This is a genomic window from Shewanella acanthi (genome assembly GCF_019457475.1).
Taxonomy (GTDB): Bacteria; Pseudomonadota; Gammaproteobacteria; order Enterobacterales; family Shewanellaceae; genus Shewanella; species Shewanella acanthi.
Genome location: NZ_CP080413.1, coordinates 1,589,350 through 1,604,163, shown reverse-complemented (window position 1 = coordinate 1,604,163; position 14,814 = coordinate 1,589,350). Strand labels below are relative to the sequence as shown.

General features: G+C 45.8%; 6 protein-coding genes. 1 reads left to right on the top strand and 5 read right to left on the bottom strand.

The window, feature by feature from the left end:
* Window positions 1-72: 72 nt before the first annotated feature.
* Window positions 73-1,647, top strand: a complete 1,575-nt coding sequence (locus K0H61_RS07160) for an ATP-binding response regulator (protein WP_220052006.1) — start codon at window positions 73-75, stop codon at window positions 1,645-1,647.
* Window positions 1,648-1,824: 177 nt separating this feature from the next.
* On the opposite strand, the gene K0H61_RS07155 is transcribed toward K0H61_RS07160, so the two are convergent.
* The 5 genes from K0H61_RS07155 to K0H61_RS07135 all read right to left on the bottom strand — a co-directional run bounded on the left by K0H61_RS07155 (window position 1,825) and on the right by K0H61_RS07135 (window position 14,728).
* On the bottom strand, window positions 1,825-2,502 hold the full coding sequence (locus K0H61_RS07155; protein ID WP_220052005.1) for a type 1 glutamine amidotransferase domain-containing protein: 678 nt from the start codon (window positions 2,500-2,502) through the stop codon (window positions 1,825-1,827).
* A 633-nt stretch (window positions 2,503-3,135) separates the two neighbouring features.
* Complete coding sequence (locus K0H61_RS07150) at window positions 3,136-9,489, bottom strand: transporter substrate-binding domain-containing protein (RefSeq protein ID WP_220052004.1); 6,354 nt, start codon at window positions 9,487-9,489, stop codon at window positions 3,136-3,138.
* Window positions 9,486-10,277: a substrate-binding periplasmic protein gene (locus K0H61_RS07145; RefSeq protein ID WP_220052003.1), complete on the bottom strand. Its 792-nt coding sequence runs from the start codon at window positions 10,275-10,277 to the stop codon at window positions 9,486-9,488. Before K0H61_RS07145 ends, K0H61_RS07150 begins: the two co-directional genes overlap by 4 nt.
* A 276-nt stretch (window positions 10,278-10,553) precedes the next feature.
* On the bottom strand, window positions 10,554-13,649 hold the full coding sequence (locus tag K0H61_RS07140) for an efflux RND transporter permease subunit (protein ID WP_220052002.1): 3,096 nt from the start codon (window positions 13,647-13,649) through the stop codon (window positions 10,554-10,556).
* Window positions 13,646-14,728 carry an efflux RND transporter periplasmic adaptor subunit gene (locus K0H61_RS07135; RefSeq protein WP_220052001.1) on the bottom strand — a complete coding sequence of 361 codons (1,083 nt, stop codon included), beginning with the start codon at window positions 14,726-14,728 and terminating at the stop codon, window positions 13,646-13,648. Before K0H61_RS07135 ends, K0H61_RS07140 begins: the two co-directional genes overlap by 4 nt.
* Window positions 14,729-14,814: the final 86 nt, after the last annotated feature.

The window sequence follows — 14,814 nt, the reverse complement described above, 5'->3', positions numbered from 1 at the left end:
GCGGCATACAGTCAAACCTTGTATTCAGTACCAGTTGAATTAAGCATAGTTGCATTACTCTAAGTGTGGAAAATGAATAATTACTTATCAAAAAATTTTCTTATCGTTGATGACATGGAATTGGTACGAAAAACGATCAGGGATGGGCTGTACAAACTCGGCTATAAAAACATTACTGTTGCCGATAACGGCCAAGAAGCGCTCAATATTCTCGACAATCAACCCATTGATTGCATTCTTTCGGACTGGAATATGCCAGGTATGTCTGGACTCGAACTACTGCGTTTGGTGAGAGCCTCGGATAAATATAAGAAAATCCGCTTTATGTTGGTGACGGGCCTTGGCGATCGCAACAGTGTCAACTTAGCGATTGTCGAAGGTGTAGACCAATTTCTAGTCAAACCCTTCAATCAAGCTAGCCTTGAGAAGAAAGTACGAATGATGTTGAGCCGCCCTGCCAATCAGGCCCTCAATGACAGCAGAAGTGGCGACAGTGCGGGGAGCTCGACGCTCGCACTCAGTGAAGATACCGACAATACTGCCCCTTCTCCAGTACCCGAAGTTAACAAGAAAAATGGCCTGATTTTGGTCGTTGACGACATCAGCAGTAACATCGACATTCTCGTTGGACTTCTACAGGATGACTATAAAATTAAAGCCGCACGTAGTGGTGCCGCTGCATTAAAAATTTGCCAAGGTGATACTCCGCCCGACTTGATTTTACTCGACGTAATGATGCCAGAGATGGACGGTTTTGAGGTATGCCGCCGTCTCAAGGCTGACCCCAATACCCAATATATCCCGATTATCTTTATTACAGCCAAAACTGAAACTGTGGATATCACCCAAGGCTTTGCTCTTGGCGCTGTTGACTATGTGACTAAGCCACCACAGCCCGAAGTGCTAAAAGCTCGGGTGAACACCCATATCAATTTGAAGCATTCCCGAGATGAATTATTAGATCGCATTGACACTGTGTTAGAAAACGCCCGCCTGCGGGAAGAAATTGAGCATATGACACGTCATGACCTTAAAAACCCACTCTCGGTGCTTATTAACATCGCAGATGAGTTAATTGATGACCGCTGGCTTGCCATTGAACAGCGAATGAAAGTTGAAGACATGCGTACCGAAACCTATAAGGTACTGAGTATGATCAACCGCTCTCTCGACCTGTATAAAATGGAAACCGGCACCTACAAGCTACAGCTTCACCCCTTTAACATCGTCGAAACTCTACTTGGGGTGGTCAAAGAGGGTCGTGCTTACGGGCAGAAAAATCATATCAAGGTGCTTTGTAATACCCCTGATAATGTGACTGTAATGGGGGAAGAATCCTTGTGCTTTACCATGCTAAGTAACTTGCTACGTAACGCGATTGAAGCCTCAGGTGCAGACAAAATTGTTAACACTGAACTTAAAGTGGAAGATGGGCAAGCTATCATCCAAATTCACAATGAAGGTGTCGTGCCGGTGGAGATACGCGATAGCCTCTTTGAAAAACATGTCACCCACGGCAAACGAGGCGGCACCGGATTAGGCACTTACTCTGCCAAACTAATGGCGCATATCCAGCAGGGAGATATCGACTTTGTGACTTCTGAGAAAAACGGCACCATCTTCAAAGTGAACATCCCCTTGGCATAAATAAGTAGCATTGGGCTCAGTATAATTGCCTCGATTATTAGCTCGTAAGCATGTTCTACCTCATCAAACTGCAATCATTTATCCATCAACTGTTACGCTGTTATGGAATATAAACTCGTTAGTCGGCGCTTAAAATTTGGCAAGCCCCAAAAGCTTTTAAGGCCTATTTTTTATGATTTAGGATAATTGTTTGAGTAACGCCAATGCCGCAGGTTCAGAGCTGGCAGGGTTTTGACCTGTGATAAGGTTGCCATCTTCAATCACATATGGCATCCAATCTTGGTTTTGTTGATAGTGGGCACCAAGACGAATAAATTCATCTTCAATCAGAAAAGGGACAACATCGGTAAGTTGTACCGCCGCTTCCTCGCCGTTGGTAAAACCGGTTACATGGCGTCCTTTTACAAATGGCTCGCCATTGGCCGCTTTTACATGGCGTAGCACTGCGGGAGCATGACACACAAAGCCTGTTGGTTTCTTCGCGGCTGAAAATGCCTCAATTAATTTGATTGAATCCGCTGAATTGGTTAAATCCCACAATGGACCATGTCCACCAGGATAAAACACTGCATCAAAATCTTCAGCCTTGACGGTTTCTAACGTTACGGTGTTTGCCAGCGCCTGCTGCGCAGTCGAATCTTGATTAAATCGTTGGGTTAACTCGGTTTGAAATTCATCCAACGTACTCTTAGGATCGACTGGTGGTTGTCCACCTTTTGGCGAAGCTAATACAATTTGGGCGCCTGCGTCTTTGAAGGTGTAATAAGGCGCTGCAAACTCTTCTAACCAAAATCCGGTTTTGTGGCCTGTATCGCCAAGTTCGCTATGGGAAGTTAAAACCATTAAAATTTTCATTATTCATCCTCGTCAGATTTTGCTGATTGTTAATTCGTAAAAACTAAACGTTAGAAAGCGTAGCTAAAGACGCATGTTTCTGCCGTTAAGGTACACGTAAACGAATACTAAAAGCCCATTTTTACACTGACTAACGACTGTTTTGACTGTTTTGACTGTTTTGACTGTTTATCTAGTGAATACGATGTCAGTTACCATACAAGAAGCGTCAATACCACAAGGGATAACGTTTCTATAGCCAATTGAGTCACTTAGTTATGACATCATTCATTGGTAAGCCTGATAATGTTGGATAGCAAAAGACTGTTGCGGCTAGCTAACGTCAACTGATAAATGGCCACTCCCAGCGTAAAATTAACATGGTTCTATACCATCGCTTCACCTGAGTGTTGTGCAGTTTAACCGAGCATAGATTGACAAAATCTCTCACGGCATGTTCATGCATCTCTTTATCAACACTCAGTATAAACAATGTGCAATCTACGAGTTTTGCGCTAAAAGACGGGCTCTTATTGTGGTTGAGCAGATAAATCAGAAGCCACAGTTAAGCTTCAACTTGGAATTGTCATCAGTGGATACTTGGCTTATGGCAAAGCTATTGACGTGCCAGATTTGATAACTGTTAAGTGTTAACTAACCCAATCTTGCTTTGAACTGTTCAAGCTGCAACGCTGCTTGGTCAAAATCATACTCACCGATGGATTGAATTAATTCCTGAAGCATCGCCCTATATTGGTTAATGCCTGGCAATTGCAGCATCTGCTCGAGCACATCATTTGCGTGGGTATCAAAATCCGCCAACAGCAATTCAAGTTCAGTAATAAACTCATTAACTTGTTTGGTATCGAGTTCAATATTCGCCTCCATTGAGGCAGGTTTTATCGGGCAGATATCAAGCCCACGTATTGCCTCACATACTATTTTTAGCTCTTGCTCCACGACTTGGAGTTTGTCCATCAAACTCAGCCTTTCAATGGGGAAGGTTTTACAAACATTTTCAAGTTCAGCGGAGGCAGCCTGTAATGTTTTAGCCCCTAAATTACCGGCTATCCCCTTTAGGGTATGGGCAAGACGTTCGGCCTCAACATAAGCCTGAGACTCACCTTGCACTTTAGGTGCATCCTGCTGGGGTTGAGCTAGCGTCTCAGTCATATCCTGCGGTAACGATGCTAAGAACTGCTCAGCAAAGTCAAACTGACTCATCAAGAACTTACTCAATAATCTAGTATAAAGTTCCCTGTTGTTTTGGGTCGTCGCTAATCCCGCTTCGATGTCGATGCCCTGCAGTGTGGGGAACAGCTCAGCGGATGCATTACTTACTCCCGTTGCTTGGTCTTGAGGAGACTTGGCATCATTTTGCCTTAGCGTTAACAACACCGCTTTCCTTAGCGGATCGGTGCTACCAGTTGATTCAAGCTGAGCTGAATTCTCATCATTGACCTTAATCCATTTCGCCATTGTCTCGAACATATCGTCGACATTAATCGGTTTACTAATATGATCATCCATGCCCGCCGCTACTACTTTTTCACGATCCCCCACCATGGCATTTGCCGTCATCGCAATGATAGGCAACCTCGCCCATTGCGGTTGCTGACGGATCTGACGGGTCGCCTCATAGCCATCCATCACGGGCATTTGGCAATCCATTAACACCCCATCAAAATCACCATGCTGTAAACACTCAAGCGCCTCTTCCCCATTGTTCGCTAAAACTACCGACAAGCCATTACTGGTCAATAACTCGAGTGCAAGTTCTTGGTTAAAATCATTATCTTCAACTAAGAGTATTTTAGCCCCCTGCAATGTTGAAAGTGCCTGATCGGTAACGCCATGGCGCTTAGCATGACTTGCGCTGGTTATGCGCGCCTCTCCAAGAGCATCCATAATACTGTCTAGCAAACTCGATGGGGTTATTGGCTTATTCAAGTAACCACAGAAGTAGTCTTTGGGATTAGCATGGGCAATTTCAACACTAATATAGGAAGAAACCATTAAAATGGTTTGCGTATTAAAAAGCTCGAAACCCTCACCGTTTAATAGTTTAAGCTGAATAGGCTCCATACCTGGCACGTGCCAATCAAGCAGGATAATTTGATAGGGATCGCTGCCCTTGTGTTTGTCAACGAGCGCCTTGGCCATATCTAAATCGAACGCAAAATCGACTCTCATCGCAAATGAATCGAGCATCACACCTAAGATCTGCCGCGAGGTGCTATTGGCATCAACGACTAATACACGAACTTCATCTAATTTGGCTAAGGGGGGCCATATACTCGACATCGACTGAATTTGTTTACCAAGGCGCACGGTAAAATGGAACTGACTGCCTTTGCCCCACTCACTTTCGACCCATATTTTGCCATGCATTTTCTCAACTAATCCTTGGCTGATCACTAAACCTAAGCCAGTACCTCCGTATTTGCGGGTGGTTGAAGTATCCGCCTGAGAAAAGGATTTAAACAAGGATTGTAACTGGTCGGGCGACATCCCAATACCCGAGTCTTCAACATCAAACTTCAGCACAATCGATTCATCATCCTGCTCTAACACATTCACTCTGATAACAATTTCGCCTTTATCCGTAAATTTCGCGGCATTATTGCCTAAATTGATTAATATTTGACTCAGTCGTAGTGGATCACCAATCAACGATTTGGGTAATTCTTTAGGAAAATCAAATAATAACTGCAACCCCTTCTCATCCGCTTTTAGACCAACAAGATTAGCCAAACTGTCGAAGACATCATCGAGTTGAAACGGAATATGCTCAATTTCGAGTTTGCCCGCCTCTATTTTCGAAAAGTCTAAGATATCATTGATAATGCCTAATAATGATTCGGCTGAGCGATGTACCTTTTGGACATAATTTTTCTGCTGTCGAGTCAAGTCAGTTTGTAACGCCAGATACGACATGCCAATAATGGCATTCATGGGAGTGCGAATTTCGTGGGACATATTGGCTAAAAATTCTGATTTAGCCTTAGTCGCCTCAAAGGCCTGCTCCCTTGCTTCGACTAACTCTGAAATATCCGATGAGATCCCTCCTACAGCAAACACCTGATTGTCATCATCAAAAATGGGAAATTTGTAGGAAATAAAGGTAGTAACTTTGCCATCGGGTCTATAAAGTCGCTCTTCAAACTGCAGGGTTGTACGCTTATTGATAACCGCCAGATCATTCTCCCGATACTCCTTAGCAATGGCCTCTGGCATCAATTCCTCATCCGTAAAACCTATCGCCGATAATCGAGAATGATGCACTACCTGCTCCCATACCTTGTTAACCAACATATAGCGGCCGTGAAGATCCTTAAGAAAAATCACCGCTGGCGAATTATCCAGTACGGTTTGGAACAGGTTGCGAGACTCTGATAACGCTTTTTCTGCCGCCCTTCGATCGGTAATATCCCTCAGCGAGGTCGCTATCAATGTCCCCTTTTCAGACGCAATTGGACTAATACTGATTTCTACGGGGATCACTTGATGTTGACTGGTAAGGGCTAGGGACTCAATTCGCCTCTCTCCCTGAAGCCCACCTTCAGAAACTTGGTCAGCGCCATCGTAATGGTAGTGAATACGAGCTTCTTCAGGCACTAACTTATCTATTGACTCACCAATCAACTGGGCACTGCTGTATCCAAACAACCCTTGGGCGCGGGCGTTGAGCATGATTATGTTCCCTTCAGTGTCAGTCACCACCATTGGATCGGGAGCCGACTCCAATAAGTTTGAAAATTGATCCTTACTCTTACGTAGCTCTTCAGTGCGCGCCTCTACTTTGGTTTCAAGCTCATCCCGTGCCCGAATAAGCGAACGATTTGCACGCCGGCTAAGCCAAGCGTTCGTCGCCATCAGGCTGAAGGATAAAAACAAGGTGACCGCAAGGACTGAATACATGGTATTACGGGAAATATTGTATGACTCTAGGGATTCGTCTTCGGTCATATCGGTAATGATCCCGAATCCATATTCGCTATCCCAAACCCAGGCACTCAGCACGTCGGTGCCGATATAACCCGGCGTACCCTCAATCTGAACACCACTGGAGCCAGAAATCACCTCTTGAACCGTTTGAATGAGAGTTTTATCTGCGCTTAGATTATCCTCTTGTCCTGCAGTGCCAACCTTATCAAGCCTAAAATTTAACGACGAAATGTCGTATTTTGAGATCATCCCCTTATCACGAAGGGTATCGATAAATCGACTCTCAGACAGCAACGAGCCCGATTCGTTAACAATGTACGTTTCGCCTGTTTCGCCCACTTGGCCCTGCAACAAGATTTTGGCGTATTCACTATGCGGGCTGGTCGAAGCAATCACGGCAGCAATAATTTTGCCCGAATAGTCAAATACGGGGGCGGCGAAATGAATAAAAAATGCACCGTTTTCAGGATCCTGAGTAGGCGGAATAAACAAACTTTCGCCCTTGAAAACATGTTGACTCAAGAGTTCCATCAAATGGTTCATCGGACGGGCATTATCGAATATCGAAGTGCCGTCGGTGAGCAACATATTGAATCGCCAATTATCGTTATTGAAAAAATTCGTGGCGAGCATCCCATTTTTTCTAATCCCACTGATATCAAATGTCTGGTCTTGGCTCTTTTGATTAAGGTTGAGCAATGTCTTTAACTCCGCCTCGTTAGCCAAAAATTTCACATCTTGGATTTTACTTTGGATCCAGTAACGCAGCATGTTGTGGGTTGAATGCAAAATAGTCACTAACGCCTGTCCGCTTTTTTGTCGCGCAATCAATTCTTCCCGCTTGAGCGAATGCCATGTCAGTGCCCAAATGGCAATAAGCAGCGCCGTTAAACCTATCATGCCAAACGCACGCAATTTGCCCGATTGATAGAGCTTAAGCACATCGGTGCTTCGATTGCTCAGTAACCAAGCGATAATGAAAAAAATCAGAGCAGGCCCAAGTGTCAATAAAATCAGACCCGCTATCGGTAGCTGTTTGTTGTCTTCACTTAAGCTGGGGGCTAAAACAGTGTCTAACTCAGCGTCAATCCATTTACGTCTATAGCTATCACGTTGTGCAGGGGGGATACTCTCTAGAATACGATTAATTATCGAAACAAATTCAGGCCAATCCTGTCTGATGGCGAACGAGAGTTTATATTCAAAATCCGAACGAAAATTAATTCGCAAATTCCCTAGCGCCAACTCATTCATGCGATCGACAACACTGAATTGATTGGCAAGAACGGCAAATAATTTGCCCTCAGAGACCAGTCTTAAACCTTCTGCAATACTGTCTATATAAACAATATGTGCCTTGGGGTATTTGGTCTGAATCCATTCAGTTGTGGCATACCCCCTGATTAAACCTAAGGTATTTTGCTTTAGATCATGAATACTTGCCATTTGGGGTGATTGGCGCTGGGTAATTACGACGGTAGGAATTTGCAGATAAGGAATGCTAAACAGAAAATCCTGCTTACGTTGATGGGTTTCAGTTACCCCAGGCAAAATATCAATTTGCTTAACTTTCGCCAGTTCAACGGCATCTACCCAAGTTTTGGTGGGTTTCAGCTCAAATGTAATCCCTGTCTGCTCAGCGATAAACTGAATATATTCCGCAATGACACCCCGATATTCGCCATTACTATCGATGAACTCAAAGGGACGCCAATCACGATCAGCCCCAAAATAGACCACGGGATGCGCCTTTAACCATGCGTACTCTGCCCCAGTCAAATCTATCTTAGGTGTATTGTCTGAGGTGGTTTCCCCAATGTGGAGCCATTTAGACAAGATATTAAAGCGTTCAACGGGCGTCACAGAGACAATTGCCTTAGTTAAAATGCTGTTCAGTATGGGCTTCTCACCATGGACTAACATCCTCAGCGGATGACTGCCCAGTTCACTCGGAAAAGAGCGAAACCCAGTCAGAACATGCTCCCTTAGGAAAAACTCCACCACACTCTTGGCATCCAGCAGGGCATCCACTTTGCCTTCCAACAACAACTGAATGGCATCCATCACCGAATCTGTCTCAACAATTTTTACCCTAGGCATAGATGTAGCGATAAGATGCATGGTGGTATAACCCGCAGGTATTGCGAGGGTTTTACCATCAAGATCCGCCATAGTCCGAATCGTCGAATCATCACGAACATACACATATTCATTCAATATAATGTAGCCCGGCGTATGAAAAGCATACTGACTGCGGTCTTCAGAATAATAACTGGCGCCGATTAGGTCGATATTGCCGCTAGCGAGCATTTTTTGCAGCTGAGCGAATGTGGCAGGTTCGGAGTAATAAAACACTAAACCCGTTTTTTTGGAGATAAGGTTTAACATATCCACCGTGAGCCCAACATGTTGTCCTTGAGCATTGGTGTAATTAAATGGTGGCCAATCCACCTCTCGACCCACACTGATTGTGGGATGCTCACTGATCCACTGTTTTTCTTCCGCTGTTAATAACTCATTATGCTCTTCTTCATCCCGTGCTTCGTGACGGTGATCAATAATAATTTGCCTGTTTATATCCTCTGTTAAATCACTTATAACATCATCAATAGTGGATATTAGTTTGACTTCATTTTCGTTGTACTCGACCGAAAGCAATAAGGATAAGCCTTCTTGACTTTGTCCCTTAATTACCAATTCTTTGGTTTTTTCCTCTAGGAGATGCAGGGCGTTATTCGCCTCGGTGATTGTTGCGATAGCCTGTGCTTTTTGTTCACTCAGCAGTGCCGTAACTTGCGTCAGGACTTGCTGAAATCTTTCTACCGCCAGTTGATAATCATCGAGGGCAGTCTCTGTGCCTGTGTAGGCAAAGGAGGTGATCGCTTTTGTACTTGCTTCATCCTGTAATTTTAGCTCTTGAAAAAGCTCGACTAATCGTGGCGTAGGAGTGGTATTTACCGCCTTCTCATGGGCAAATACGATCCCTAGATGGAAAATACAAAAACAAAAATAGAGCAGCCGTCGCGGGCATCGACCTAAGAGTCGAAGGATAGCGTTCATTGCCCACCCTGTAATTCTGCAGTTTTTGGATCAAAACCATAGCGAACTAAAATGTCACGGTAGGCTTCTGTCTGACGAAATTGCTTAACTTCCCTATCAAGTTGTTGAGTCAAACTATCCGCTGATGCGAACATTTTGGACACTGCTATCGTGACGGGTAAGTGAACTACTGAGGGATTTAACACCTTAAAAGCTTTGGAAAAACCAAGGGTCTTTGAAAGGCTTAAAATAAACTCACGGTTGTTGATTGCTACATCAAAATCCCCCGCCAAAAGACCTATAAGCTGTTCTTCTGAAGAATTTACATTTTGACGCCTAATGTAGTCTGCAGAATCAAAGTAATCGCCATAGGTCCAGCCCCAGATGGTCCCAACACGGTATTGCGATAACTGGAACAACCTGCCGCTGTAATCAATGTGACTGTCACGGCGAATGATCAAATCCTGCGTTTCGTAAATGTGGGGGACTGTAGTAAATTGCGCCACTTTTCGTCTCGATTCTGTGGCACTTAAATTTGGAACCACATCAACAGTCCCCTGGCCAACCTGCAACATTAATTCCTTCATGCTGCTGAACTGTGTCGTCTGTACTTTGTACCCAAGGGACTCGCAAAGTTTGACCACTATTTCGTAGGACGCCCCAGCGTAGTCGCCATCCTCGTTTGAAAAATAGAAAGGGGGGAAATCATCGGCTATTCCCATTCGAATAACAGGCACAGCGGCTTGGTCCAGCGCGCACAAGGGCTGTGATAGCGTCAGAATACATGCCGTGAACAACCACTTTCCCATACACAGTTCCTGTACGTTACGTCGTCACTATAAAGCGAAAGCGCGCGACCAAAGTTCGATAACTGCAAGTTTAGTATAGAATTCTCGACTACGAAGACCATTCTTAACGGGGTTATATCCAAGGCATACATGCCAATCTGATGCTGAGTAACTGGGCTGTTGTACGCTTTGAGAGCTAAATGAATACCGTTTGCTATCTAATGCAAAGAAGGCAATAAAAAAGCGCCTAACCAATCTCTTGGTTAGGCGCTTAATGCGTTAACAGTTAGAGAAGCATCAACCTTCGGCCAGTTCCTTCTCTAATTGCTGAGCAATCGCCTCCGGCGAGCCGCTGTTGCGGGCAAACAAGCCATAGGCGGATGGGATAACATAGATGGTAAATAAGGTCGCCAGCATAATGCCCGAGAGCACAACCACACCAATCACGAAGCGAGTTTCAGCGCCCGCACCTGCCGCCATCACCAGCGGCACAGCGCCTGCTGCGGTGGTGATCCCTGTCATCAGAATCGGGCGTAAACGCTGACAGGACGCTTGGATAATAGCCTTATCAAACTCTACCCCCTTATCCCGCAACTGGTTAGCAAACTCGACAATCAGGATACCGTTTTTAGCCGCAAGGCCCACCAGCATGATAATGCCTATCTGACTGTAAATATTGAGACTTTGATCGGTAAACCATAGACCAATCAAGGCTCCCACTGTCGCTAATGGCACCGTTAGCATAATCACCATAGGGTGAATATAGCTCTCAAACTGAGCCGCTAGCACGAGAAATACAATCCCAAGCGCAAGCACAAACACAAAGTACATCGAGCTGCCCGACTCTTCGTAATCTAAAGACTGCCCCTTATAACTGATCACGGCTTCAGCGGGCAAATAGGCTCTGGCCACTTGATTTAAGTAATCTAGTGCCTCACCTAAGCTGTAACCGTCGGCTAAGCTAGCTTCAATCGTAATCGCGCGCATACGATTGTAACGGTTAAGCGAGCTTGCATCGGCAAACTCCTCCACCGATACGAGGTTCGACAGCGGGATCAGTTCCTTAGTACGTTCTGAGCGAACATAGATATTCTGCAGATCGGTAGCAGTGTTTTGATTCGCACGCTCGCCTTCAACAATGACATCATATTCCTCACCGTCACGCATAAAAGTGGTCACAAGACGAGAACCTAACATCGACTCTAAGGTTCGGCCGATATTTGAAATCGACACTCCAAGGCTCGCTGCCCTGTCCCTATCAATCACCACCCGAAGCTGTGGTTTCGTCTCTTTATAATCATGATCTAGGCCGAGAAGTTTTGGATTCTCGCCCGCCTTCTCCATCATAATGTCGCGCCATTTAGCTAACTCTTCATAGCTTGGGCCACCGATAACAAATTGCACCGGTTTACCTATACCGCGGCCAAAGGCTTGACGCATTATCGGGAAAGCTTGAACCCCGGCTAAGTCGGACAAGCGCTTGTTAATGTCGCCAATCACTTCCTTAACTGGGCGGCGTTGACCCCAATCCTCAAGCACAATAATCGCCATACCGTTGGAGAAATCCGCCGCACGGCCAAAACCGCGAGGAGCACGAATGAGCAGACGTTTGATATCGCCACTGTCCACTAATGGCATCAGGCGATTTTCGACCTCATTCATATAGGATTCGATGTACTCATAACTCGCGCCTTGCGGGCCATTGACCATCAGGAACAACGAACCTCGGTCTTCCTGTGGCGCAAATTCCTGAGGTACTTTTTGTGCCAACAGCACACTGCTCGCCAGAGCAATAATTACCAGCACCGACATCAACAAAGGCTTGGCCATCGCCCCTTCGAGGGAACGTTGATAGCGATTAGTCACCGCCGTCATAAGGCCATCAACCTTGCGCACTAACCACGAATCCTGGGAAGAGGACTTGAGCAGTTTTGAGCACATCATCGGACTGAGTGTGAGTGCCACGATACTCGAGAACATCACAGCGGCACTCATGGCCACGGCGAACTCCTTAAAGAGCTTACCAATATCCCCCTCAAGGAAGGTAATTGGCATAAATACCGCAACCAGTACGAGTGTGGTTGCAATCACCGCAAAAGCCACTTCACGGGCTCCGAGGAAGGCAGCCTTTAATGGCGTATCCCCTTCTTCAATACGTCGGTGAATGTTCTCAAGCATCACAATCGCATCATCCACTACCATACCGATGGCGAGGATCATCGCAAGTAACGTCAGCAAGTTGATAGTGTAGCCAAGGGCATAAAGCACAATAAAGGTGCCGAGCAAGGATACCGGTACCGTTACCGCGGGAATGAGCATCGCGCGCACACTACCAAGGAACAGGTAAATCACGATGATAACCAGCACCATCGCCGTGAAGAGGGTTTGATAAACCTCTTTAATTGAGGCTTCAATAAACACTGAGCTGTCGTAGCTGCGTTTGATTGACATCCCTTCAGGCAGGGTTGGATTAATCTTATCGACGAGGGCATTGACCTGACGCGCCACTTCTAAGGTGTTAGCGGTCGATTGCTTTGACACCCCCAGACCAATCATGGATTCCTTGTTACCGCGGAACATGATGCGCTCTTCTTCTGAGCCAATTTCGACCTTAGCTACATCGCCAAGCTTAACTAAATAACCGTCTTCACCTTGAACAATCACCAGATTAGCAAAGTCTTCTAAGGTGCGATAACTGCGCTCTAAACGCACCGTAAAGTGGCGTTCCTTCGACTCAATCGAACCTGCAGGTAACTCAACGTTTTCAGCCCTTAATGCAGCTTCCACATCCGCAACGGTTAAACTGCGTGATGCCAGCGCTTGCCGGTCAAGCCAGATGCGCATCGCATACACCTTACCGCCACCGATACGAATGGTTGAAACACCATCCACCACAGAGAAACGATCAGTTAGATAACGACGGGCATAATCGGTAAGTTCTAGCGTGGTCATTTGATCCGACACTAGGTTTAACCACATGATGACTTCATCGCCACCATTGGCCTTTTGTACCTCTGGAGGATCGGCCTCCTCCGGCAGGTTATTTAGTAAGCCCGAAATACGGTCACGCACATCATTAGCCGCATCTTCAATATTACGGCTGATATCGAATTCTAAAGTCACCTGCGAGCGGCCATCGCTGCTCGATGAGCTGACATGGCGAATGCCCTCAACACCACTGATCCTATCTTCAACAAGCTGGGTAATTCGGCTCTCCACTACAGAAGCACTAGCGCCGCGGTAACTGGTCTCGATAGACACAATTGGCGGGTCGATATTGGGATATTCACGTAGCGGCAACTTACCAAAGGCCACTAGGCCAAAGGCAACAAGCAATAAGCTTATCACCGAGGCAAACACTGGTCGTTTAACCGAAAGATCTGTCAGGATCATACGTTAGGCTCCGCATCATCCTCAGTAAGATAAGTGAACTTTTCAGACACTTGTGTCTTTACCGTATCACCTGGACGGACTTTGAGCAGACCACGGATCACCACATTTTCGCCAATCTCTAGACCATCCAAAATCTCTACCCAACCGCGAGTACGAATGCCTATTTGTACCGCCTTGCGCTCAATGACATTGTCGCTATTGACGCTATAAACATAGTGTGATTTTTGTAGTGGAATAATCGCTGACTCAGGCAACATTATCGCCTCACGGCTGCGCTTGATGAGTTTCACCTTCATCAACATACCCGGCAATAAACGTAGCTTAGGATTCGGTATTTCTGCCCGCACGATAACCGCGCGGGTCGTTGGATTTACGCGGCTATCAATCGAAATCACTTTGCCCTTAAAAATCTCAACGGGGAAGGCGACAGCCTTGGCCTCAACTTGTTTACCGGGCTGAAGATCTTGAATAAAACGCTCTGGCACTGAAAAATCGAGTTTAATCTTAGAGATATCATCTAAGGTGGTGATTTCGGTGCCAGGGGATACTAAGCTCCCGACACTCACCTGACGCAGACCTAAACGGCCATTGAAAGGGGCTACAATACTGCGATCATTTAACGCAGATTGCGCCTGCTCCAGTTCGGCGCGAGTAGTATCGATTAAGGTTTGCAGGCGGTCACGCTCAAGTTCAGCCACAGTACGGCTCGACACTAATGAGCTAATACGCGCAAGTTCACGCTGATTGTCAGCCACTTTGACCTGCGCCGCCTTCACCTTGGCAATTTGCTCAGCATTTTGCAGTTGAACTAAGAGATCGCCCTTTTTGACGATGTCACCATCGTCAAATTTAAGGGATGTCACTACATCGGTAACCTTTGGGGTAATAGTCACCGATTCATAGGCCTTATTAGTGCCAATTGCTTCAACTTCATCTCGGACGGGCGCCATTTGCACTGTTGCGATGACGACATTGGGTACAAGTTTGACTCGGGATGTTTCCATCACCTTAGGTTGCATGGCTTGATAGCCAAACCATGCGGACGCGACAATTGCGCCAGTTATCATTATTTTTTTCATCTGGTTTCCAAATGATGGCATGCATTAATGACCGCTAGTTTACCCGCTCAGATCATCCCAGCAATAGATTTAACTTTTACTTACAA

What these genes read in the sequence shown, in the direction of transcription:
- K0H61_RS07160 (WP_220052006.1), top strand. Translation starts at nt 73, where the DNA reads ATGAATAATTACTTATCAAAAAATTTTCTTATCGTTGATGACATGGAA.
- K0H61_RS07155 (WP_220052005.1), bottom strand. Translation starts at nt 2,502, where the DNA reads ATGAAAATTTTAATGGTTTTAACTTCCCATAGCGAACTTGGCGATACA.
- K0H61_RS07150 (WP_220052004.1), bottom strand. Translation starts at nt 9,489, where the DNA reads ATGAACGCTATCCTTCGACTCTTAGGTCGATGCCCGCGACGGCTGCTC.
- K0H61_RS07145 (WP_220052003.1), bottom strand. Translation starts at nt 10,277, where the DNA reads ATGGGAAAGTGGTTGTTCACGGCATGTATTCTGACGCTATCACAGCCC.
- K0H61_RS07140 (WP_220052002.1), bottom strand. Translation starts at nt 13,649, where the DNA reads ATGATCCTGACAGATCTTTCGGTTAAACGACCAGTGTTTGCCTCGGTG.
- K0H61_RS07135 (WP_220052001.1), bottom strand. Translation starts at nt 14,728, where the DNA reads ATGAAAAAAATAATGATAACTGGCGCAATTGTCGCGTCCGCATGGTTT.